We start from the raw sequence: 24024 nt of genomic DNA, 5'->3' as shown, positions 1-24024 counted from the left end.
CGGGCCATATTAAACAATAAATAATCCAGTAGTTGAACGTTTACCCGCACTTCGCGTTCACCCACTCCACGACGCTTTCCAACGCCTGCGGCAACTTGCTCGGCTCGGAGCCGCCCGCCTGCGCAAAATCGGGACGTCCACCGCCTTTGCCGCCTACTTGCGCGGCGACGTGGTTGACTAACTCACCGGCCTTCACCCGATCGGTGCAATCTTTGGTAACCCCGGCCACCAACCGCACCTTCTCATCCTTTACCGCGGCCAACAAAACGACTGCGCTACCCAAGCTGTTCTTGAGCTGATCGACGGTTTCGCGCATAGCATTGGCCTGCCCGGCATCGAGCTGCGCCGCCAATACTTTGATTCCGCCGACATCCACCGCTTGCGAGGCCAAATCAGCTCCAGCCTTGCTCGCCAGTTTTTGTTGTAACCGCTCCAGTTCTTTCTCCAACTGGCGACTCCGGTCAAGCAGTTGATTCAACTTGACCTCCGCCGTGTCCGGACTGGCCTTCAGCGCTTTGGCCAACCGGTCGAGGCGCCGCTCGCTATCCTCGGCCCAAGCGACAGCCTCGTCCCCGGTGATTGCCTCGATACGACGAATACCCGCAGCAACGCCGCTTTCGCCGATAATCTTGAAGAAACCGATATCCCCCGTGCGACCGACATGCGTTCCGCCGCAAAGCTCGGTGGAAAAATCGCCGAAGCGCAATACTCGCACTTCATCGCCATACTTCTCGCCGAACAGCGCGATAGCACCATAGTCAATAGCTTCGTCGTAGCCCATACGACGAATATCCGCCGCTGCGTTGGCACGAATCCAGGCGTTCACCAAGCGCTCAAGCTCAACCAGCTGGTCGTCGCTCACCGCTTCGAAATGGGAAAAATCGAAGCGTAAACGGTCAGGGGCAACCAACGAGCCCTTTTGTACGACATGCTCCCCAAGGACTTGCCTAAGTGCTGCGTGCAGCAAATGGGTGGCGGAATGATTTAGCATGGTCGCTTGGCGATTAGCTCCGTCGACACGCGCCACGACTTCGGCGCCCAGCGCTAACGAACCTGCTCGCACCCGTCCAAGATGGCCATGACCGTCGCCAAATTTCACTGTATCGGTAACGTCGAACTCGACGCCCGGCGCCAATAACACACCTTTGTCGCCGACTTGCCCGCCGGACTCGGCATAAAAGGGCGTCCGGTCCAGAATAACCATCCCCTCCTCGCCCGCAGCCAGTTCCTTTGCCGTCTTACCTTCGCGATACAGCGCAAGCACTTTGCCGCCACCCTCGCAACTGTCGTAGCCGGTAAACTCCGAACGACCTTCGAACGCCGCGGCGGCGCTATAGTCTGCCTTGAACTGGCTGGCCGATCTGGCGCGCTCTCGCTGCGCTTCCATGTGCGCTTCGAAGCCGACCTCGTCGAGTTCGTAACCCCGCTCCCGCGCCACATCGTTTGTCAAATCGACGGGAAAGCCATAGGTGTCATACAAACGGAATATGGTCTCGCCGGGAATCCGCTTTTCCGTCAGGTTCGCCAACGTTTCGTCGAGCAGTTTCATGCCCTGCTCCAGCGTTTCCCGGAAACGCTCCTCTTCCTGCTGCAACACCCGCTCGACTTGCTCGCGTGCCGCAGTCAGCTCCGGATAGGCGGCCCCCATCTCGTCCACTAACGGGCTTACCAAACGATAGAAGAATACTTTATCGATCCCGAGCTTGTAGCCATGTCTAATAGCCCGGCGCACGATCCGACGCAGGACATAACCCCGCCCTTCGTTGCTCGGGTACACGCCGTCGGCGATCAAAAACGCGCAGGCACGGATGTGATCGGCGATAACCCGCAGCGAGCTATTGTCCTCGCCCGACCGCCCTGCCAACTCCGCAGCCGCCCCGATAAGGCGACGGAACAAATCGATCTCGTAGTTGCTATGAACGCCCTGCACAACTGCCGCCAGACGCTCTAAGCCCATGCCGGTATCGACCGAAGGCGCCGGCAATGGCGTCATGCTGCCGTCCGCACTGCGGTCGTACTGCATGAACACGAGATTCCAGATCTCGATGTAACGATCGCCGTCTTCTTCGGGCGTTCCTGGAGGGCCGCCGGCAACCTCCGACCCGTGGTCGTAAAAGATCTCGGTGCACGGACCACAAGGCCCGGTATCGCCCATAGACCAAAAATTATCCTTTGCACCGATTCGCGAAAAGCGGTTCGGATCGACGCCCACATCTTTCAGCCAGATATCGGCAGCCTCGTCGTCCTCTTCGTAAACCGTTACCCATAAACGCTCCGGCGGCAGTTTCACGACCTCGGTGAGAAACTCCCAGGCGTAGCGGATCGCATCGTGCTTGAAGTAGTCGCCGAAGCTGAAATTGCCCAGCATCTCGAAGAAAGTATGGTGGCGCGCGGTATAACCGACGTTTTCCAGATCGTTATGCTTGCCGCCGGCACGCACGCACCGCTGAGAACTGGTCGCTCGCGTATAGGGGCGTTTCTCGCGACCGGTAAAAACATCCTTGAACTGCACCATACCGGCGTTGGTGAAGAGCAAGGTTGGATCGTTGCCGGGTACAAGCGAACTACTGGACACGACCTGATGGCCGCGTTCCGAAAAGAAATTCAGAAAGGCTTGGCGAATATCTGCGCTGCTCTTCATGGGCAAAGCTTCACTATTCGTTAAAGTTAACATCCTCGCCGGATGCGGCCGCCGTAAAGGCCTGGCGGATCTGCTCAGCGGTGAACCCCCGATTACTGAGAAAACGAAACTGCCGATTCCGCTCCCTTATAGTCTCAGGCGCACCTGGCCCGAAACGCTTGAGCCGGGCGGCAGCCGCCAACCCGGCCCAAACTTCCTCATCCGTTTCCGTCAATTCTGATGGCTTTTTCTCGACCCCGCGCTCGCGCAATTCCGCAACGATACGCACAGGCCCGTAACCTTGACTGCGTCGACTCCGGGCGAATTCTTCCGCGAAACGCTCGTCGCTGAGCAAGCGTTCCGCTTGTAGTTGCGCCAAGGCTTCCTCGATCACAGCGTCAGGAAGCTCCCGCGCACGCATTTTCCGCCGCAACTCGCGAACGGAGTGCTCGCGCCGGGCAAGTAATCGGATGCCCAGCTCGCGAGCCTCCGTCAAGGTCGGCTCAACCAAGGTTAAGCTTCCGCTTCAGATTCCTTTTCCTCGGCATCCGGCGCTGGTTTGCCAAGCAGACGCTCACGCAACTGCCGCTCGATCTGCTCGGCAATTTGCGGGTTGTCCTTCAGGAAATTGCGGACGTTATCCTTGCCTTGGCCGATCCGATCGCCATTGTAGCTATACCAGGCACCGGCTTTATCGACGAACCCTTCTTTGACGCCAAGGTCGATCAGCTCGCCTTCGTGGGAAATCCCCTCGCCATAGAGAATCTCAAACTCGGCTTGCTTAAACGGCGGCGCCATTTTGTTCTTGACGACTTTTACGCGCGTTTCGTTGCCGATTACTTCGTCGCCTTTCTTCAAGGCGCCGAGGCGACGAATATCGAGTCGAACCGAGGAGTAAAACTTAAGCGCGTTGCCGCCCGTCGTGGTTTCCGGGCTACCGAACATCACGCCGATTTTCATACGAATCTGGTTAATGAAAATAACCAGCGTGTTGGAGCGTTTAATATTGGCGGTGAGCTTACGCAGCGCCTGCGACATCAGCCGTGCCTGCAAGCCGACATGAGAGTCGCCCATTTCGCCTTCGATCTCCGCTTTCGGCGTCAATGCCGCCACGGAGTCGACAATAACGACATCGACAGCCCCAGAGCGCACCAGCATATCGGCGATTTCCAGCGCCTGCTCGCCGGTATCGGGCTGCGATACCAATAACTCATCGACGTTAACGCCCAGTTTTTCCGCATAATCCGGGTCCAGCGCGTGCTCGGCATCGACAAACGCCGCCGTGCCGCCCATTTTCTGAGCTTCAGCGACAACTTGCAGCGTTAGGGTGGTTTTCCCGGAAGACTCCGGCCCATAGATTTCCACCACACGACCGCGCGGCAAGCCTCCGATGCCTAGTGCCAGATCCAGTGTCAGCGAACCGGTTGGAATTACTGCCACATCTCGCACCGCACGGGCATCGCCCATGCGCATCACGGCCCCTTTGCCGAACTGCTTTTCAATCTGTCCGAGCGCTACGCCCAGGGCCTTTTTGCGATTCTCGTCCATTCCGCTCTCCGGCTAAATCGCCCAATTAAAACAAGCGCGATATTATCCCACATTCGTAGGAACTCTCCTACCCCTGCTCATTCCTCGCAGCACGAAAAGCGCTGCTAGCGGCCGATCGCCTATCCAGTTGCGGGGGCAGAGTAGCCTCCCGTGCCTTCCGGGAGTTCATGCGCACGGCCGCGAACGACCATGCCCGCAAATAGATAGACGAGTAACCGCTCGAACAGAGAATGAGTTCAATCCGCGAACACGACGCGCCACTTTCTAGCACACATTCAACTACGCACAGCGGCCAGCGAGTCTCCCACGGCTTCTCGCAGCGGCCACTCCCGTAGCGTGTGGTACTGCACGCCGCTGGGGTCCGACTGCGAGCGCACCAGACTAAACCGGCGTACGCGCCATTCGATCGGCTCGATCATCACCGGCCTATGCGGCCGCGCTCTTCGCGCTAACGTCAGGTGCGGCCGAAACGGCCGCTGCTCGAGCTCTATCCCCAGCGCCTCGCAACCTGCCACCACCTGCCGGTATAGCTCTCGCAGGGGGGCGGGAATTTCTCGCACCGCCAACCAAGCAATGCCGCGTCGCGTTACTTCACGTCTGCTCAGACAGATATCGAAGCTGTCGGTTTCCACCGCGGCCATCTGCGCTTCGATTTCTGTGACTCGCTCCGCGTCGACACCGCCGAGAAATAACAACGTTACGTGTAAGTTCTGCGGTTGGACTCGACGTCCGCCCACAGACTGTGCCTCTAGAGCCGCTCGCTCTTGAGCTCGCTCGTCCGGCCAGAGTGCGAAAAACAACCGCCACTTTTCTTCGACCTTGTCTTCCTCCATGAAGTACTCTCCATTGACCATGGTTCCTTGCTTACCCCGGCCCTGAATAGCCCTCCCACCTTCGCAGACATCCGCTGCACCAAAAACGGCCAGCCGTCGTCCGCCTTACGCTAGAGCAGGTCGGCATTCATTGCCGGGCCCTCGCCGGACAAGGCCTGCAGAATGCCCCGCAAAGCACATTCCGCAGCTTGTTGACGCACCGCCTTACGGTCACCCTCAAACAGACGCCGCGCTACCACTTCCTGCCCACCCCAAGCCCATGCAAACCACACAGTACCGACGGGTTTATGCTCGCTCCCGCCTCCTGGACCTGCGACACCGCTGACGGCGACGCTGATATCGGCACCGCTGTTACGAAGGGCGCCCAATGCCATTTCCCTCACCACGCTATCGCTAACGGCACCCTGTACTGCCAGCGTCTCCGCTTGCACGCCTAATAGTGCCTGCTTCGCCTCGTTGCTGTAGGTCACGTAGCCATACCCAAACCATTCGGAGCTGCCGGGGACATCGGTAACCAGCTTTGCAATCCAACCGCCGGTACACGACTCGGCAGCCGTCAGCCGCCAACCGCGGCGTTTAAGTTCGCCGCCAACAGCTTGAGCCAATTCTTCTAGGGTCGCATCGACGTTATTCGGCATGTCTCTTCTCTCTGTCGCACCCGAAACAACCCAGAGTAGACGATTCTTATCAACAACAGGAAAATCCAGGCGATCCGGTAAAGTACTTGCGGCACCGTTCGCCTATATCTACGGCAATCGGCCCGAGGCGATGGCCGAGCATATAAACGCGAAATGCCGTGGCCGAACCGCCTAGCGGCAAGCTCGGGTATGGCTATTCGACCGTAAGGCAGGAAGTTAGGTACCCCTTGCGGAGTGCGGCGGAGGAAGGAGAGTTCCTCCCTCCGCCGCACTCCGCCAGACCCATTCGCTCCCCATTCGATATGGCAACTATGCAGCAAGCGAACAAGCAGGAATTTCAGCAAAGTGCGAATTTAAAGGGACACGCACCCGTTGTAATGGTCAGCTAATTTCGGACAGGTTGCCCGCTCGTACGCTTCAGGCGGCAGGTAGCCCAGTTTTGAGTGCAGACGCACGCTGTTGTAGGACCCTACAATGTAGTCGGCAACATCGCGTACGGCTTTTCGTGGTTTGCGTAGTTAGGGTTAGAAAGAAGCACTCCATCACGGCGGTCAGATACAGCCAACCGCCGCGAGTACGTTCGTAGGTGATGTCGCTCGCATTTTCTGCGCCGGATTCTCAGAAGCCCGGTAATCCCGCATGGTCGGTGCGGAGAAACTGTTCCCTCATCTCCTGGCGCAGATCGGCGGGCAGTTCCCGTTCCAGGTGTTCCAGCAGATCGGTGCTGTCAATCAGGACACCAGTACCCGCAAAGCGCGCGACGAAGCTCGCCAGCGCGCGGCCGAGAGCCCCCTGCCCCGCACGTTCATCCAGATATGCGAACACGATGGGCCCCTTGTCCGCCTCCACGTAGTCCGCCCCGTCGCTGTACAGCAGCGCGGGTTCGGTATTGGGTTCGCGCCCCCGGCCGCGCCGGTAGTCGTCCGCCTTTGCGGTGAGCGCGTCGGCATGCACGGCATCGCCGAAGCGCTTGCGCACCAGTTCCAGTGCGTAGTGTTCGGGAAGCGTGCGGGTGAACAGTCCCGCACCCTGCACATCGGCGATGTCCAGATGATGGGCCAGCACTTGTGCGGCCAACGCCCGTGCGACGATGTAGTACACGTAGGCTGCGCCGGCGGGCTCGCGGACGGCGGCAAACCAGCCGTGGTTCTCCGGAATCGCGATCACGTTCGGATAGGCGTGGCTGGTCTCGGCGTAGAACGGAATCTGCGCGATGCGCAGTTGCTGGTAGGGATAGGGGCCCAGTTCGCTTTCGATATGGGCGAGCGCCGCATCGGCGGCGGCACGGATGTGATCGAGGTTCCAGGCATGGCCGGGGTGATGAAGAACCTCCAGCGCCACGGGGCGTTCCGGCCGGCCGATGCTGAACGCCGCCACCTCATAGGCGGCACTGCCAATATGCCAGTTGAGCGGCGCCGCCTCGGTAAGCCTGAAGCTGGAGATGGCGCGGTCTCCTTGGACCCGACGCGCGATGAGCGCACCGGGTCCGAATGCAGTCTGGGATGCCGGCGTGCTCACGGTGATGTCGGCCGTTGCCCGCGGCGAAAGCCCGGAGAAGACCGAACGCCGGCGATGGACGGGATCGTCCTGCGGCGCTTTGCGGGACGCAAGCCTGGGCAGTCCTCGCGCGATCCGCTCTCGGTTTTCGACCAGTTCCCGGCCGTTGTCGTAGCCGAGTCGGGGCAGCAGCTCTGTACCCAGGAAGCTGCCGTTGAAGGTGATCTTGGCCTGCGGGTCTTCCTCGTCCTGCGTGAAGCCCAGATACTGTAGCCGGCCGCGCGCGCGCAGGCGGAGCCGCTCTCCGGGCGGCAGCGGCGTTGATAACCGGTACACCGCGTGCCGGAAACGCGCGTCGCGGGAGACGGGAGTCAAGGCGACCTGGCCCCCTGCCCCGTCCCGCCGCGCTTCCAGGATCTCCAGGCTGGCGAACTCGGGATATTCAAAATGCAAGGTCTCGACGGGGGCGTCGCTGTCATTTTCGAGCAGCAGCTCCACGGCCATGTCGACCCGCCGCTCGTCCGGGTAAAGATCCAGGCGAAGGTCGATATGCGTGGCGACTGGTTGCGGTATCGATCGCACCCATTGGTAGGCGGTTTCGTAGGCGGCCGCTTCGTCGTCCTTTTGGGAGGATGATTTGTAGTCCGCGAGCTCATAGACGTTGTGATGGACGTGGGACCAGGCATAGCCAAAGGCCGCGAACGCTGCGACCACGCCGGCAATACCGACATAAGATAATCGGCCCGGCAGCAGGCGGAGCCTCGCGACCAGTGGCCGGGCGCACCCCGGTTCCACAGCCCGAACGCCAGCAGGATCAGCGCAGCCGCCAGGAAGGACCACATGAGCCCGTACCAGAAGCCCGACACCGCGAATATGCCGTAGCCATTCATCTCGGAGTATTCTTCGACGCCCGGCACGTAGGCGTACAGGTAGCGGTACTCCTCGATCATGCCGGAGATCAGTGCGATGAAGACGAACAGCAGGATGCCTATCGTGACGGCATGTGCCAGGTAGCGGTTGTTCAACACGGCTCCCACGAACAGGGCCAGCGCGATGACGTGCAGGTAGGTTAGCCACCCCAGGCGGTAGAGCAGCAGGTCGTGCAGGTAGAGCGCCCAGTCGATATCGGTGAAGCCGCGCCCGAGCTGGACCAGCAGGCCGACCGCGAGCAGCACGCCGACGAAAACCAGGCTGACGGCCGCCATCGCGATGAATCGCGACAGGAAGAGGACCCAGGTGGGAACCGGCAGGCTCTCGGTGACTTCCCAGATGCGTACCGTGCGGTCCTTGAACAGGGTTTCGATCGTCCAGATCGCGAACAGCACGAAGAGGTATACGCTCATGGGCTCCCGCGCGATCGCCATCTCATAGGTGAGCGGCAGCTTGGCCATTCCGAGGAAGTCGATTTCCTGCCAGAGCACGTGATAGAAGAGCGCCAGGACGGCTAGCACGGCAACCACGACCCGGAAGCCGACCGGCCGCGTGACCGTGGCGAAGTCGCGCCAGGCCAGGCGCAGCAGTCGCCCCAACAGCGTGCCGGCGGAGAAGTTGAGCACCACCGCAGAAGGGCGGGCAGGTTCGCTTCGATCGCCGGCCTGGTCGGTAACCCGGCTCCCGCCGCCCGCATCGGCGGCAATGAAGCGCTTGAAGCTGAAGTAACGCCAAGCCAGCAGGAAACAGGCGCAGGATACGGACAGCCATAGCAGGCGGTTGTAGATCAGAATGGGTGTCAGCGGGAAATAGGCGGTGTTTTTTCAGCCACTCCCATGGCAATCACCGTCTCCATGCTGATGCCGTATCCGAGCGGATCGAGCAACAGCACCAGATTGAGGTAGGGGGTATGCTCGCGCACGAATTCGGTGAGCAGTAGCAGGACCATCAGCACCGCCATGCCGATGTAACTGGCCGTGACTTGGCGAAAGATCACCACTAGCGCCAAGCTCAGCGCGGTTAGCAAGAAAAGGTTCGGCAGCATGAACAGTGCGAAATTCCATGCCATCTGGCCCAGCGGAGCCGGCCCAACGGGCGCACCCGATGACCCGGGCAACCACGGCATCAGGAGCATGCCCGCGATATAGCCCAGGCCGAGGAGCACGTTGATGGCGAATGCGGCCGCGAACCGCTCCAGGAAGAAGCGTTTCTCATTCACCGGACAGGTGTAGAGGAGCGCGGCGGTTCTGTGCTCCAGATCGCGGTGCAGCGCCGAGCCCGTGATGATCGCGATCACGATGAAGAGCAGAAATCCGATGCCGGCCTGGTTGATGTGCGCGACGGCGGCGGCGTTGAGCCAGACGCCTTCGTTGATAATCCGGTCGTAGGTGGCGGTGGAATAGACGATACCCTGGTAGATCATCAACAGCAGCACGAACCAGGTGAGCGGCCGCTGCAGGCGATAGAGGACTTCGCGCGAGAAGATGCTGGTGATCACGCGGCCACCTCCTCGCGCGGGGTGGTGATCCAGAAATAGACATCCTGCAGGGTGGCGGTCTTTGGTGCGAAACCAGCGCCCGGCGGCGACGGGGCGAAGACCGTGATAAACATCCGCCCGGCGCGCAGATGGTACGAGATGACGTGGTGGCGCCGACGATAGTGATCGAGCTCGTCCTTGTCGATGGCACGCTCCCACAACTTCCCGGCGAGCCAATCCTCAAGCGCGGACGGCGTATCCTTGGCGAGCAGTTTGCCGTCGCCGATGATGGCCATCTCGCTGCACAAGGCCCTCACGTCATCCACGATGTGGGTGGACAGCAGTACGGTGACGTGTTCGCCGATCTCCGCCAGCAGATTGTAGAACCGGTTCCTTTCCAGCGGATCGAGCCCGGCGGTCGGTTCGTCCACAACGATCAGCCGGGGGGCGCCAAGCAGGGCCTGGGCGATCCCAAGGCGCTGCTTCATGCCGCCGGAATAGCCGCCGAGCCGCTTTTTCCGGACCTCGTACAGATTGACCTTATCGAGTAGGTAGGCCACGGTTTCCCGGCGCACGGCCCGGTTGGCGATACCCTTCAGGTCAGCGATCTGATCGAGCATCTCCTCCGCCGTGAGCGCCGGGTGGGCGCCGAATTCCTGCGGCAGATAGCCCAATACTTTGCGCAGCTCGTTCGGCTGCTTCAGCACATCGATGTCGCCAAAACGAATGGATCCGCTGTCGGGGTCCTGCAAGGTGGCGATGGTGCGTATCAGGGTGGACTTGCCGGCACCGTTCTGTCCGAGCAGGCCAAACATGCCCTTGCCGATCTCCAGGTTGATGTGCTTTAGCGCCTGTGTGCCGTTGGGATAGGTTTTCGAAAGGTTCTCGATGACAAGTTTCATCATTCAGCCCGGTTTGTTTTCAGGTTCAGAATTGCGCTGTAAGGCCGACGCCCACAGTCCTTCCCCGGCCAAGCGACAACGCCTGGACGCCGGCCACCTCGGTGCCCGCCTTTTCCGGCCGCTTGTCGCGCAGGTTGCGGCCATAGGCGTAGATCGATAGGTCATTCCGTTGCCAGCCGAGCCGGGCGTTGATCGTGGTGTAGGACTTCAGATCGAAACTGTTGCGGATATCCGCCGCACGCGACCCGACATACTGAAGATCGATGGCGGATACGATTTGGCCGCCGGCACCGAAGGCCGGGGGGTTAAAACGGTTCTCCAGCCCGAAGGTTCCGGTCCATTCCGGAACGCCCGGTACGCGATTGCCGTCGCGGGCGCCGGCCGGCTCGTCGGACGGCACATTCTTAAGCTCGGCCCGCGTGTAGCCGAGGCCACTGAACAAGCTCCAACCATCGGCGAACTGCGCGCGGGCATCGGTCTCGAAGCCGTAGGTTTCGTAGTCGATGGGCACGACGACTCTGTGGTAGGTCAGCAGATCGTATGACTGCAAGTGGCCCTTTCGCACATCATTGAAGAAGGCGGCCGCCGAAACGGCGACAGCACCGTCCATGAGCGCGGCTCTGGTGCCGAGTTCGTAGGTCCAGGACGTGGAGGCCTCGTAGGGTTGCAGCGGAACCCCGAAGCCGGCATTTTCATTGACCGATGAGAACCCGCCTGAGGAATGACCGCGCTTGACCGAGCCGTAAACCAGCACGTCTTCAAGCAGCCGATAATCGACCCCCGCGCCGCCGGTGATCCAGGTTTCGGACCAGGTATCGTGCTCCTCGAACTCGGGCACCAGGCCCGGAGCGCCCTGGGAATCGAAGCGGTTGGCGTAGCGGATCCTGTCGCGGCCGATGCGAAGCCCCGGTGTGAAGGTGAAACGATCAGTAAACGGAATGCCGATTTCGCCGAATGCGGAAAACGTCGTCAGCTCGAGGCTACCGTCATGGAGGCCGTTGCCGGTGGCGGCCAAGGAGCTGCGCTGCACGCCGTAGCGGTCCACCTCGGAGGTGTAGGCACTCAAGCCCGTCGCCCAGCGCCATGCCGACGCCTCGGGAGCAGTCAGCCGGATTTCGCCGGACCAGGCGCGCTCGTGCGTTTCGTTTCCGCCCAATTGGTCGAGGACAGGCCCACGAGCGCGCTCGCCGGCACTCCCAGCACCTGGGAATAAATATGTGCGTCGATGGTGGGCGTGGACTGCTCCAGCCGGATGTCCTGAAAACCCAGCGACGCGGTGAGATCGAACGCCCGGAAGGCATGCTTGAGTTCAAGCCCGCCGATGCGCAGCCGGCGGGTCGCGTCCGGATCTTTGTCCAGCCAGCTTTCGTGGGGACCTTCGCGGAGCACCCAGGTTGCCCCGCGCATACGGTCCCGCTCGACATAGCCCGTGGCCGTCAGTGTCGTCCAGTAGCCCAGATCGAATGTCACACTGCCGCGCGCCGCACCCAGACGATTCCGCCCCAGCTCGTTTCCGGTACCGACATTGTCCATGTACCCATCTGCCCCGGCGAAGCGCACCGCAGCGCGGGCCGCCACCCCGTCCGTGATCGCGTCGCCAACGATCAGGTCGGTCAGGTACTGGCCGTCGCTGCCAAGCTGAGCGGCTACCCGGCGCTCCCGTTGCCAGTCGGGTAGGTTCGGCACGATATTGATCGTTCCACCCTGTGAGCTACGGCCGAAGAGGATATTCTGCGGTCCACGCAGCACTTCGATACGCTCGATATCGAGAGACTGGGTGAAGCCCGCATCGCCTGAGAGCGGCTGACCGTTCAAGGCAAAGCTGACCGTGCCGTCAAAGGGGCTGACCGGATGCCCCATGAGTCCGATACCGCGGATCAGTCCGAATCGGCGCCGGGCCCGGTGTCGCTCAGTGCCAGATTGGGCGCTTTTCTTGCAGCCTCGGTGGCCGCGTCGATAGCGCCGTTCTTGTCCGCATCCGGCTCGATGACCGCCACACTCGCCGGCACGTGATGCAGCGGCTCAAGAACCCGGCGGGCCGTCACTGTGATGGCATCGAGTACGTATGCGGAGTCGTCGCGACGGCCTGCATCGGAGCTCTCCAACGTGATAGCTTCGCCTCTTGCCGACGACCCGGCGCTCAGGAGTAACAATACCAACACATAGCCACAAATAGAACGATATAACATAACATTGACTGACGGACAGTCATTAACTTTCATGCCGATAGTCTCCTCAAGAAAACTGAAATCCGTTCAGCCGGTGCGGTGAGTGTCTGGAGGAACTGAAACGACCCGTCGGAAAAACAAGCGAAGCTGCTCGATCAGCGTCTCCCGGTTTGGCTTGCGGCCTTTGGTCAAGGTAGCGTGATCGAGTGCGCCGTGGAAAGCATGATAGATCAAGACAGCCGTCATCTCGGGGTCATCGACCTGCCAGACACCCGCCTCGGTGCCTTCGCTCAGCCGCACCGCCAGAGCGCGCACGATGAGTCCGTCGCCTTCCGAGACCCTGCGCTCCGGATGGTGAACAACGCTGTGGAATAGCATGTCGTGCAGCTCGATGCTATCCAGATAGACGGACACGACGGCCCCGATCCACCGGTCCATACGACCGAGCCAATCATCATCGTCAGCCAGGAACTCCTGCTCTTCGATGCGCTGCTGGAAATTCTCCACGTAACGCTCGCACAGTGCCGCAACGAGATCGTCTTTGGATTGAAAGTAAAGGTAGAATGTACCCTTGGCGACGTTGGCTGCCTTCGCGATGTCGTCGATACTGGTGGCAACGATGCCCTGCTCCAGAAAGAGCCCTTCTCCAGCATCCATCAGCTCTTGGGCACGCACTTCCGCCGGCTTCGTGCGGGGACGACCGGGCGATGCTCTTCTCTTGGACTGGATGCCTGAACGGGTCACCCATTCGCCTCCTCTGATATTTTCGAAGAAATATTTCGCCACAGAATAGACAGCATGCCCCCTCCTGACCGGTGGCCGGTCATATTATCGCCCGAGCCCACAACCTCTTGCAGCCATACCAGCGGACATCCTGTGCTGACCACCGTTAGCAGGCAGCGGCAGTCATGATGATGGCGCGCTCGCGGTAGCTCAGCGGAAAGCGGCAATTGGGACGGTCGGCGTCGAGCGCCATCCGGCGCTGGCGGTACTCTGTCTGCGCCTGCTTGAAGGCAGAGTGGATGTCGGTCCCTAATATCTGCGTCAAACCCGTTCATCGAGCCACAAAGAACCAGATGTATGGCGTGCGACAGATAATGACTGACCAACAGTCACATATCAACTGTTGCGAACGATTCCCATTGGCTCCTGGTCTCGTACTCGACCAGGGTCAGTCCCAAGGCTCTGTCACGAAACCGAGCTTGAGCAACCCGTCAACAACAGGAAAAATCCAGGCGATCCAGTAAAGTACTTGCGGCACCGTTCGCCTATACCAACGGCAACCGGCCCGAGGCGGTGGCCGAGCATATGAACGCGAAATGCCGTGGCCGAACCGCCTAGCGGCAAGCTCGGGTATGGCTATTCGACCGTAAAGCAGGAAATTCTGAGCGACAACGCCTACAATAGGTGCCCCTCGCGGAGGATGGCGAAGGGAGGAATACTCCTCCCTTCGCCATCCTCCGCCAGACCCATTCGCTCCCCAATCGATATGACAACTATGCAGCAAGCGAACAAGCAGGAAATTCAGCAAAGTGCGAATTTAAAGGGACACACGCCCATGATGCAGCAGTTTTTGCGCATCAAGGCGGAGCATCCGGACATTCTCCTGTTCTATCGAATGGGAGACTTTTACGAGCTGTTCTTCGACGATGCAACGCGCGCAGCTAAGCTGCTGGATATCACCCTAACCACCCGTGGCCAGTCGGCCGGACGGCCGATCCCCATGGCCGGCGTGCCTGTACATGCCGTCGAGTCCTATCTTGCGAAACTGGTGCGCAAAGGCGAGTCGGTGGCCATTTGCGAGCAGATCGGCGATCCTGCCGCGAGCAAAGGCCCGGTCGAACGCCAGGTCGTACGGATCGTTACTCCCGGCACCTTGACCGAAGAGGCCTTGTTGGAAGAGCGCCGCAGCAATTTGCTGGTCACCGTGGCGCAAGACAAAGAGCGTTTCGGCATTGCCGCAGTGGAAGTGTCCAGCGGCCGATTCAGCGTACTGGAGGTTGAGGATCGAGACGCGTTGTTGGCCGAGCTGGAACGCTTGCGCCCGGCCGAACTGCTTGTCGACGACAACGCCAACACGCCCGCGGCGTTGCTGGACTTTCCAGGCGTTAGCCGGCGTCCGCCATGGCACTTTGAGTACGACACCTGCCTTCGCTTGTTGAACCAACAATTCGGAACCCGCGATTTAAGCGGCTTTGGCTGCGCCGACATGCCGTTAGCGATTCGCGCCGCCGGTTGTTTGTTGCAATATGTCGAAGAAACTCAGCGCAACAGCCTGCCGCATCTGCAAGGCATCCAGGTCGAACGGCGCGAGGACGGCATCATTATCGACGCCGCCAGTCGCCGTAATCTTGAACTGGAGTACAACCTCGGCGGCAGCCAGGACCATACGGTGGCCGCGGTGCTTGACCGGACCGTGAGCGCGATGGGGAGTCGCTTATTGCGGCGGTGGCTCAACCGCCCCTTAAGAGACCATAGCGTCCTCGCCAAACGCCACGGCGCCATCGCGCTGTTACTGGAGACTCACGCTCACGAAGGCCTGCACGCATCGCTGAACGGGCTTGGCGACATCGAACGCATTCTCGGCCGAGTCGCTTTGAAATCCGCGCGCCCACGCGACCTCAGCACACTCCGCGACGCGCTGGCGCGGCTGCCGGAGATTCAAACCCAACTGGCGCCACTCGACGCACCGCGGTTACAGGAGCTTCGCGACGGCATCGCCGAGCACCCTGAGACGCTCGAACTGCTCACCAGCGCTGTCATCGACAATCCGCCCGTGCTAATCCGCGACGGCGGCGTTATTCGGGACGATTTCGACGCCGAACTCGACGAGCTACGCAATCTCAGCAGAAACGCCGACCAATTCCTGCTCGATCTGGAGCGCCGCGAACAAGAAACCACCGGCATCGGCAACCTCAAAGTCGGCTACAACCGGGTCCACGGCTACTATATCGAGCTTAGCCGCAGTCAATCGGACAAAGTGCCGGGACACTACATTCGCCGCCAAACCCTTAAAGGCGTCGAGCGCTATATAACCCCTGAACTGAAAGGCTTCGAGGATAAGGTACTAAGCGCCCGAGAACGCGCGCTAGCGAGAGAGAAAGCCATCTACGAGGACCTCCTCGAACGCTTGGGGCATTATTTGACGCCGCTGCAAGCCTGCGCGGCAGGGCTCGCCGAACTCGATACGCTCTGCACGCTCGCCGAGCGCGCCGAGACCCTAAACTACAGCCGCCCTGAGCTCAGCAACGAGCCGGGCGTGATCATTGAAGGCGGTCGTCATCCCGTCGTCGAGCAAGTTCTCGACACCCCCTTCGTGCCCAACGACGTGTCGCTCGACAGTAAGCAGCGAATGCTAATTATTACCGGTCCTAACATGGGCGGTAAATCGACGTTCATGCGCCAAGTCGCGCTGATTACTCTGCTGGCGCATATCGGTAGTTACGTGCCCGCCGCGCATGCCCGGCTTGGCCCGGTCGATCGGATTTTCACTCGCATCGGGGCCTCGGACGATCTTGCCGGCGGCCGCTCGACGTTCATGGTCGAGATGACGGAAACGGCCAATATTCTTAATAATGCGACACGAGACAGCTTAGTCCTGCTGGACGAAATCGGCCGCGGCACCAGCACGTTCGACGGTTTATCGTTAGCGTGGGCCGCGGCCGCCCACCTAGCCGAACGCATTGGCGCCTATACCTTATTCGCTACCCACTACTTCGAGCTAACCAGTCTGCCGGAGCAGATGCCGGGGGTTGCGAATGTGCATCTCGATGCCGTCGAGCACGGCGATCGTATTGTCTTTCTGCACGCGCTCAAAGCCGGGCCGGCCAACCAAAGCTATGGATTGCAGGTCGCCTCGCTCGCTGGGGTGCCGGAATCTGTTATTAGCGCGGCCAAGCGCAAGCTTCGGGAACTGGAGGAAGACAGCCGCACCCAATCGGCCGATCAACTATCGCTTTTCCTGGAGCAACCCGCGACCGATCCGGCTTTGGAGTGCTTAGACGAACTGGAGCCGGACGACATGACGCCCCGACAAGCGCTCGATGCGCTTTATGAACTGAAAAACGGCGGCGGCAATAACCCGGCCATCGATTGCCGAGCTTTCTACAGCGGAGCGTGAAACGCTGTCGTAAGACACGAAACTGTTTTAGAATAACGCTCGATTTAAAGCGGCCACCGGTGGGCGCTTGAAAACGAACAAGCAGCGGAGCATGCCATGACCTTTGTCGTCACGGAAAATTGTATCAAGTGCAAATACACGGACTGTGTGGAAGTCTGCCCGGTCGACTGCTTCCATGAAGGCCCCAATTTCCTCGTTATCGACCCCGACGAGTGCATCGACTGCACCCTCTGCGAACCCGAGTGCCCTGCCGAGGCAATCTATTCGGAAGATGACTTGCCGGAAGACCAGGCCCACTTCCTGGAACTCAACGCTGAGCTATCTCAGGCATGGCCTGTTATCACCGAGCAGAAAGATCCCCCGGCCGACGCCGAGGAGTGGGACGGTAAACCGGATAAGCTAAAGCTCTTAGAACGATAAAAAAGCGGCCAAAAGGCCGCTTTTTTATTTGCAACATTTGCTTCGCATCAACGCTGCTCTAAGCGACGTAACAGCGCCTCCGCTTCCATGTAGCCCGGTATCACCGCGCCATCTTCGGTTACCGTGGTCGGCGTGGCATTAATGCCCAGTTGCGCAGTCAATTCCATGTGGGAACGCACGGGATTTTCGCAGTTGTTGTTGGCCACCGAGCCACCGGCCTTCGCGCGATCCATGGCTTCTTGCGGATTATCCGCGCAGTAGACGGAAACGGCTTTGCGGTACGACTCGCTGCCAACACCGGCGCGCGGCATTTGCAAGTAGCTGACTTCAATGCCAAGCGCATTGATATCGTCCATATAGGCATGCATTCGCCGGCAATACGGACAATCGATATCGGTCACCACGATTACCCGATGCTTCGTCTCGCCCTGCGCGGGGTAAGTAATAAGCTCAGCCGGGTCGATACGGCTCAGATGCGCTTGCCGTTGTAAGGTTCGACTAGCCTCCGTCAGGGAGCGCTGTTCGCGAATATCGACCAACTCGCCCTGGACCATATAACGGCCGTCGGCGGAAAAGTAGACGATCTGCCCCCCGACCACAACTTCGAACAGTCCGGGTACCGGGGTCGAGCTAACCTCGCTAACGCTTAAGCTTGGGTTCAAACGTTCCAGCGTTTCGACCACCCGCTCCTTAACCTTATCCGTTTCGCTCGCGTATACAGCGGCGGTAGCGAAGGCGCCCAATATAAGCGCAACCAGCGCGCGTTTAATCATGATGACTCCTGAATCCCTATTCTTTAACAGGTCCGTTACCTACCGCTACGGCAGGTGCGTCCATCGGCACCAGGAAGTATGCACAGAAGCTGCTACCGGCGTCTACGCATTAGTACCATTCGGGGAAAGCAAAGCATGAAACCACTGGCAACTTCCGCCGAATACGCCTAACCGCGAGGGTGATGAGTCGCGTGCAAGTCCTTCAAGCGTTGGCTCGCAACATGCGTATAAATTTGAGTAGTCGATAGGTCTGTGTGCCCTAGAAGTAGTTGGACGACGCGCAGGTCGGCACCGTTATTGAGCAGGTGGGTGGCAAAGGAATGGCGCAGCGTGTGGGGCGATAACTGTTTTGCGATGCCAGCAACTTGGGCGTAATGCTTGATTCGGTACCAAAACGCCTGCCTGGTCAGGCCACCGCCGCGCCCCGTCACAAAGACGAACTCCGAAACTTTTCCTGCCAATAAGGCGGACCGCCCGGCCTTAACGTAACGCGCCAACCAGTCGAGCGCTTCCTCGCCAAGCGGCACCAGCCGCTCTTTATCCCCTTTTCCGATCGCTCGTACCACCCCTTGGCGAACATTGACATCGCCCAAACCCAAACTAACCAGCTCCGAGACACGTAAACCGGTCGCATACAATAGTTCCAGCATCGCGCGATCGCGCAGCCCCACAGGGTCTTCGACATTCGGCGCGGCCAGCAGGCGCTCGACCTCCTGCTCGTTCAATGCCGCCGGCAATGGCCGCCCTAGCTTTGGCGATTCCACCCGTGCGGTGGGGTCTTCCTTGATGCGCCCTTCCCTTAACTGCCAGCGGTAAAAACGGCGTAGGCTGGACAACAAACGAGCGGTTGTACGCGCTTTGGCACCGGCCTGTACCTTATAGGCAAGAAAATCCAGGACCCGATCCCGCCCGGCTGCCAACAAGCCGACACCGCTTACCGATAGCCAATGCGCGTAACCTTCCAAATCCGACCGATAAGCGGACAAGGTCCGTTCGCTCAACCCCCGTTCCAACCATAATCCGTCGAGGAACTGCTCGATATGCTGCAGTTCCTCGACCGGGATCGGCGATCCAGTATCACTCATTCGACTCTTTCTTTTCGCCGGCTAACTTATCCGATAACCCTTTAAGCGTATTAACCATATCCATCGGTATGGGGAATACGATAGTCGAGTTCTTATCGGCACCGATATGAGTCAAGGTCTGCAAGTAGCGCAGCTGAATAGCCTGCGAATTACGCGACAGGATTTCGGCTGCTTGATACATTTTCTCCGAGGCCTGCAACTCGCCTTCCGCATGAATGATCTTCGCCCGCCGCTCGCGCTCGGCTTCCGCCTGCCGCGCAATTGCGCGAATCATGCTCTCGTCGATATCGACGTGCTTAATCTCGACATTCGAGACTTTAATGCCCCAAGCGTCGGTTTGATCGTCCAGAATCGCTTGAATATCGGTGTTCAATTTCTCCCGCTCGGCCAGCATCTCGTCCAATTCGTGTTGGCCGAGCACCGAGCGTAGCGTGGTCTGAGCAAGCTGACTGGTTGCCATGAAATAATCTTCGACTTGGATAACCGCTCGCTCGGGATCAACCACCCTGAAGTACAAAACGGCATTTACCTTCACCGAAACGTTATCTTTGGAAATAACATCCTGGCTGGGCACGTCCATGACGATGGTTCGCAAGTCGACCCGAACCATCTGCTGCACAATCGGAATCACGAGAATCAAGCCAGGGCCTTTCACACGCCAAAATCGCCCAAGCTGAAAAATCACGCCGCGTTCGTACTCTCGCAAGATGCGAACTGCCGAAAACAGCAACGCGACGATAAAACCGAGAATAATGAGAAGAACGGTTTCCATGAGCCCTCCTTAAGGCCTCTTTCCGCCATGCCCTATCAATCGGAGTATAGCGGGAAGAAGCCCTGATCTGTCGCCGCTGTCTACCATGACATACGGGGACTATTAAGTGCATCTCTATGCGCTACAATGCGCCACCCCAGTTAAGAAACGCTGGCAGATTCCTCTGCGCCCCTTAAAATCAACGAGCCGGATGAGCATCATGCTACCAGCATACCCTTACCAAGCGCTGCTTCTCCAATGCCGCGGCGGCTTCGAGAACGATTGCGCAGCGGAAATCACCGATATAAGCGCTCGCTTTGGCGCTACCGGCTACTGCCGAACACGACCTGGCAGCGGCTACGTCGAGTTCGTACCGATCGCGGGCGGCGACTTAGCGGAGATGCTTGCGGAACTGCCGTTTTCAAATCTTATCTTCGCCCGCCAGTGGGGTGCCTGCCTGCGCACATTAGCGGATCTGCCGGTCAACGACAGAATCTCCCCTATATTGGCCGAGTTGAAAGGCATCGGCGAGTTGCATGAGGTGTTCATCGAACACCCCGATACGAACGAAGGGAAAGAACTCGCGGGCTTTTGCCGCAAATTCTTCCACCCCTTGCGACAAGCCTTGGAGCGGGAAGGCATTCGAATCGGCGCAAACCGGCACGCCCCACGTCTGCAATTATTCTTTCCACGGTCGACAGAGGTTTTCGTTTGCCTTGCCGACCCCGGCAACAGCAGCCCTTGGCCGCTCGGTATTCCACGACTACGTATGCCCCGTCAGGCACCAAGCCGTTCAACATTAAAGTTAGACGAAGCCTTGCTCAGTTTTCTGACGGCAAAAGAACGCGAGGCGCGCTTAAAACCGGGACAAACCGCAGTCGATCTTGGCGCCGCACCGGGAGGTTGGACGTGGCAACTGACACGGCGCGGGCTAAAAGTGACAGCCGTGGACAACGGCCCAATGGCACTGGAGGCGATGGGAAGCGGACTCGTCGATCACCTGCGGACGGACGGCTTTAAATATCGCCCGCCGCATCCGGTCGAGTGGCTTGTTTGCGACATGGTTGAGAACCCATTGCGGGTCACGGCGCTAATCGCGGGCTGGCTATGCCGCGGCGATTGCCGAGAAGCCATTTTCAACTTAAAGCTACCGATGAAAAAGCGCTATGCCATGGTGCAAGAATGCTTAAGCCTGATTCAACAACATTGCGCCGACGCCGAAGTGGACTACACCCTCGCATGCAAACAGCTATACCATGACCGAGAAGAGGTCACCGTGTATATTCGCCGGCGCTAATTCACCCTTAACTCAAAAGCCTGTGACAAAGCCGAACCGGGCGAGGCGCTCGCCCGTTCAGACTTTCCCGCCCAAGCGCATCAAAACCCGCACATGCTCCATCACGCTCCGCGCCAACGCTCCTAAGGCATAGCCGCCTTCCAGCATCGATACGATTCGGCCTTTGGCATACTTATCGGCCACCTCCTGTATCTGCTCGGTCACCCACGCATAATCGCGCTGATTCAACATCAAATGCGCCATATCGTCTTCTAGGTGGGCATCGAAGCCGGCCGAGATAAAAATCATCTGCGGCTTGAACTTACGCAGGCTTGGCAGCCAAATCTCGCTGATCGCCTCACGAAACTCGTAGCCTTTCGACCCGGCGTACAACGGGGCATTAATCAAGCGATTGGATGCCGTCGCGAATGGGGAAAACGGATACAGATTATCCTCAAAGGTAGAACACACCATGACCCGTTCGTCTCGGCGAAAATCGCCTCCGTGCCGTTCCCGAAATGCACGTCGAAATCGACGATAGCGACCCGTTTAAGGCCGTGCACCTCCATAGCGTGTGCAGCAGCAACCGCCACATTATTGAAGAAGCAAAACCCCATCGCCTTATCGCGCTCGGCATGGTGTCCAGGAGGACGAACGTTGCAAAACGCATTTTCCACTTCTTGCGCCATAACGAGATCGGTTGCCAGCACACCGGCACCGGCACTGCGCAACGCGGCGGGGAGCGTACCCGGCCCCATGCTGGTATCCGGGTCGATCCGAACCAAACCGCTACTCGGCGCCATAGCGAAGATCTCCTCGATATGGAGTCGTGTATGCACACGGTCGAGTTGCTCGACAGTTACCTCGGGCGCTTCATGCTGACTCAGGTAATCGAATAAACCGGCAGCGATCAACTGATCCTGTATCACGCGAACGCGGCCGGGCTCTTCCGGATGGCCCGGGTCCATCTCGTGATGGAGACAAGCCTCATGAGTGATATAAGCCGTAGTCACAGCAGGTGTCCGTCGTTTAAGCCATTTTAATAATTGGGACATCAGAGAAAAATTACGCGTAAAACATTAGGGAAACACCGAACGACTTCCTGACTCCTCCAAGCATAGCGGCCGACCGCAAGGTTCAGTGCTTCCTTAAGCTTATCACAAGCGCGATCATTCTATCGCTTTCCTAGCGAGTGCCTACAGTTCGTTGAAGATGATGACTTAGCCCGCATCTTCTCGCCAGAGAATCTGCGAGTTATGACGAGGCTGTCTATGGATGTCGATCGTGCCGCGCCTTACATTCGAATCGTGTCGACCGATGCCGGCACGCAGGTTTCCGGCGACAGCGTCGAGCATCTCGGGCATACGATTGCGCTCGATACCGCACGCCCACCCGACGGCGTCTTCGCCCACTGGGAGTGGGACGGCACGACGCTAACCGCTCGCAACGACCGGCTCGGCTTCTATCCGCTTTACTACTACCAAGATACAACCGGTATCGCATTGTCCCCTTCCATTCCGCGCTTGCTCCAACTTGGCGCGGACGACAGGCTCGACTACAAGGGACTCGCGGTATTCCTACGCCTGGGCTATTTCATAGCCGAAGATACCCCTTTTGCACACATCCGCGCGCTGCCGCCGAACGCACAGCTACGTTGGCATGCGGGGCACCTTGAAATCGCACATGCTATGCCGAAACCTACGGAGCAAACTCTGAGCCGCGACCAGGCGATAGATGCCTACATCGACTTGTTTCGCCAGGCAATTGCCCGCCGCCCCCCGCTAGGCCCGACCGCCGTCCCGCTAAGCGGTGGCCGCGATTCGCGCCATATCCTATTCGAGCTATACCGCCAAGGGCACCGACCGGAGTGTATTAGTGCCGCGATCATACCGCCGTATGCGGTCGACGAAGGCCAGCTAGCAAAGCAGATAGCCGATCGCCTCGGACTTCGACACCGTACCGCCCCGCAAGCAAGTTCGCGCGTTCAGCTCGATCTCGCCAAAAATAACTTAACCGGCTTTTGTACCGACGAACACGAGTGGTACCTTCCTGTCGCCGAGCAACTCAGCAGAACCTTCACGACGGTTTACGACGGCATCGGCGGCGATGTGTTATCTGCCTCCCGCTCGCTTACGCCGGAGAGCCTGAAACGTTATCGAACCACGGCTCCCGCCACGCTGGCCGAGCAATTGTTGCTACGAGAGAACACCCTCGCGCACATTTTGCCGCGCGCTATTTATCGCGCCTGCCACCGCGGCCTTGCCGTCGAACACCTCGCCAACGAGCTGGCACGCCACCAAACGGGGCTCAATCCGGTCGCATCCTTTCAACTGTTCAATCGCACCCGGCGCGAGATCGCCTTAGCCCCATATGGGCTGCTGCGCAACGTCCCTCGAGTCTATAGCCCTTTTCTCGATCGGGATCTTTACGATTTTCTCGCCGGGCTCCCCCCGAAATGCTGTTCGAACGCCGTTTTCATACCGACACCTTGCACCGGGCCTATCCAGAATACGCCGATATTCCATTCGCCCAAGCACAACACACAAAAAACCGACCCGCACTCAGGCGGCCAAGTACGCACTGGAGTTAGGCTGGCTGACCTATCGAAGCCGCCCGTCACACCTTCTCAACGGTGGCTTCATCTGGCCGCGGCTTGCCCGTAGCCTACTCGACCGCCGTTACGCTATAGACTTTTCGACCGCGATAGGCCCGTTGGCAACCTATCTCATCCAACTTGAACGAAAACTTCAGCAACCTGCTTGAGAGAGATGCGACAAAGCAACCGCCCCTTCCCTGCGAAGGCCGTAATGCTCGTCTATAGTTTGTTAGAGAAATCGCAACTGTCGTCGAGCCGGCACTACCGGCCCTTCGACCTTAGCGTTTCGCGACATACGCATAACAAACACGGAAGACGCAGCGAGCCAGCGACCGGGCTTGAAGGGCTCCTGCCGCGCCTTTAGTTTCTCGTAATAAAGATAGATGCCCA

19 protein-coding genes and 2 pseudogenes are annotated in these 24024 nt (G+C 59.2%); 4 read left to right on the top strand and 17 right to left on the bottom strand.

The features are described 5' to 3' along the window. Nucleotides 1-40 precede the first annotated feature (40 nt). From alaS to CAI21_RS23300, 13 genes and pseudogenes are all read right to left on the bottom strand, one after another. Nucleotides 41-2641 (bottom strand): alanine--tRNA ligase, encoded by a 2601-nt coding sequence (gene alaS, locus CAI21_RS17085; RefSeq protein WP_116303406.1) that lies wholly within the window; start codon nt 2639-2641, stop codon nt 41-43. 13 nt (nt 2642-2654) lie between these two features. After that, nucleotides 2655-3131: a regulatory protein RecX gene (locus tag CAI21_RS17080; RefSeq protein ID WP_116303405.1), complete on the bottom strand. Its 477-nt coding sequence runs from the start codon at nt 3129-3131 to the stop codon at nt 2655-2657. A gap of 2 nt (nt 3132-3133) precedes the next feature. Continuing rightward, entirely contained in the window at nt 3134-4168 is a 1035-nt protein-coding gene (gene recA, locus CAI21_RS17075; RefSeq protein ID WP_116303404.1) for a recombinase RecA, read from the bottom strand. A 275-nt stretch (nt 4169-4443) separates the two neighbouring features. Beyond that, entirely contained in the window at nt 4444-5001 is a 558-nt protein-coding gene (gene thpR / locus CAI21_RS17070) for an RNA 2',3'-cyclic phosphodiesterase (protein ID WP_181919492.1), read from the bottom strand. 110 nt (nt 5002-5111) lie between these two features. Next, a complete protein-coding gene (gene pncC, locus CAI21_RS17065) occupies nt 5112-5639 on the bottom strand; it encodes a nicotinamide-nucleotide amidase (RefSeq protein ID WP_116303402.1) in 528 nt (175 codons plus the stop codon). A 618-nt stretch (nt 5640-6257) separates the two neighbouring features. After that, nucleotides 6258-7640 carry a gluzincin family metallopeptidase gene (locus CAI21_RS17060; RefSeq protein WP_147305152.1) on the bottom strand — a complete coding sequence of 461 codons (1383 nt, stop codon included), beginning with the start codon at nt 7638-7640 and terminating at the stop codon, nt 6258-6260. Between the two features lie 1225 nt (nt 7641-8865). Then, nucleotides 8866-9564 (bottom strand): ABC transporter permease, encoded by a 699-nt coding sequence (locus CAI21_RS17050; RefSeq protein ID WP_116303399.1) that lies wholly within the window; start codon nt 9562-9564, stop codon nt 8866-8868. Continuing rightward, nucleotides 9561-10448, bottom strand: coding sequence for an ABC transporter ATP-binding protein (locus CAI21_RS17045; RefSeq protein WP_220348641.1), 888 nt, complete (start codon nt 10446-10448; stop codon nt 9561-9563). The genes CAI21_RS17050 and CAI21_RS17045 overlap by 4 nt, the downstream gene beginning before the upstream one ends. 22 nt (nt 10449-10470) lie before the next feature. After that, nucleotides 10471-11604: pseudogene (locus CAI21_RS17040) on the bottom strand (TonB-dependent receptor); the annotation flags it as partial. Beyond that, on the bottom strand, nt 11550-12305 hold the full coding sequence (locus CAI21_RS17035) for a TonB-dependent receptor plug domain-containing protein (RefSeq protein ID WP_116303396.1): 756 nt from the start codon (nt 12303-12305) through the stop codon (nt 11550-11552). The pseudogene CAI21_RS17040 and the gene CAI21_RS17035, both read right to left, overlap by 55 nt. A gap of 17 nt (nt 12306-12322) precedes the next feature. Then, the gene (locus tag CAI21_RS17030) at nt 12323-12667 is read right to left on the bottom strand and encodes a hypothetical protein (RefSeq protein WP_116303395.1); all 345 of its coding nucleotides are present in this window, start codon (nt 12665-12667) and stop codon (nt 12323-12325) included. Nucleotides 12668-12700: 33 nt separating this feature from the next. Beyond that, nucleotides 12701-13357 carry a TetR/AcrR family transcriptional regulator gene (locus CAI21_RS17025; RefSeq protein ID WP_147305547.1) on the bottom strand — a complete coding sequence of 219 codons (657 nt, stop codon included), beginning with the start codon at nt 13355-13357 and terminating at the stop codon, nt 12701-12703. Nucleotides 13358-13502: 145 nt separating this feature from the next. Continuing rightward, nucleotides 13503-13661: a hypothetical protein gene (locus CAI21_RS23300; RefSeq protein WP_181919490.1), complete on the bottom strand. Its 159-nt coding sequence runs from the start codon at nt 13659-13661 to the stop codon at nt 13503-13505. Between the two features lie 450 nt (nt 13662-14111). Between CAI21_RS23300 and mutS the strand changes: the two genes are divergently transcribed. Then, nucleotides 14112-16733 (top strand): DNA mismatch repair protein MutS, encoded by a 2622-nt coding sequence (gene mutS, locus CAI21_RS17020; RefSeq protein ID WP_116303393.1) that lies wholly within the window; start codon nt 14112-14114, stop codon nt 16731-16733. Between the two features lie 96 nt (nt 16734-16829). Then, nucleotides 16830-17153, top strand: coding sequence for a ferredoxin FdxA (gene fdxA / locus CAI21_RS17015; RefSeq protein ID WP_116303392.1), 324 nt, complete (start codon nt 16830-16832; stop codon nt 17151-17153). A 47-nt stretch (nt 17154-17200) separates the two neighbouring features. Here the strand turns inward: fdxA and CAI21_RS17010 are convergent, their stop codons facing one another. The 3 genes from CAI21_RS17010 to CAI21_RS17000 all read right to left on the bottom strand — a co-directional run bounded on the left by CAI21_RS17010 (nt 17201) and on the right by CAI21_RS17000 (nt 19783). After that, on the bottom strand, nt 17201-17926 hold the full coding sequence (locus CAI21_RS17010) for a DsbC family protein (protein ID WP_116303391.1): 726 nt from the start codon (nt 17924-17926) through the stop codon (nt 17201-17203). A gap of 167 nt (nt 17927-18093) precedes the next feature. Next, complete coding sequence (gene xerD / locus CAI21_RS17005) at nt 18094-19011, bottom strand: site-specific tyrosine recombinase XerD (RefSeq protein WP_116303390.1); 918 nt, start codon at nt 19009-19011, stop codon at nt 18094-18096. Next, nucleotides 19004-19783 (bottom strand): slipin family protein, encoded by a 780-nt coding sequence (locus CAI21_RS17000; protein ID WP_116303389.1) that lies wholly within the window; start codon nt 19781-19783, stop codon nt 19004-19006. Before CAI21_RS17000 ends, xerD begins: the two co-directional genes overlap by 8 nt. Before the next feature lie 190 nt (nt 19784-19973). Here CAI21_RS17000 and rlmM point away from each other — a divergent pair, with 190 nt between their 5' ends. Further along, entirely contained in the window at nt 19974-21059 is a 1086-nt protein-coding gene (rlmM, locus tag CAI21_RS16995; protein WP_258868982.1) for a 23S rRNA (cytidine(2498)-2'-O)-methyltransferase RlmM, read from the top strand. Nucleotides 21060-21116: 57 nt separating this feature from the next. Here the strand turns inward: rlmM and CAI21_RS16990 are convergent. Then, nucleotides 21117-22093 (bottom strand): annotated as a pseudogene (locus CAI21_RS16990) (histone deacetylase family protein). Nucleotides 22094-22309: 216 nt separating this feature from the next. On the opposite strand from CAI21_RS16990, the gene CAI21_RS16985 reads away from it, so the two are divergent. Then, the gene (locus CAI21_RS16985; RefSeq protein WP_181919489.1) at nt 22310-23701 is read left to right on the top strand and encodes an asparagine synthase-related protein; all 1392 of its coding nucleotides are present in this window, start codon (nt 22310-22312) and stop codon (nt 23699-23701) included. Nucleotides 23702-24024 lie beyond the last annotated feature (323 nt).

Source organism: Alkalilimnicola ehrlichii, from assembly GCF_003399765.1.
In the GTDB taxonomy this organism is placed as follows: domain Bacteria; phylum Pseudomonadota; class Gammaproteobacteria; order Nitrococcales; family AK92; genus AK92.
This window is presented reverse-complemented; position numbering and strand designations above follow the sequence as displayed.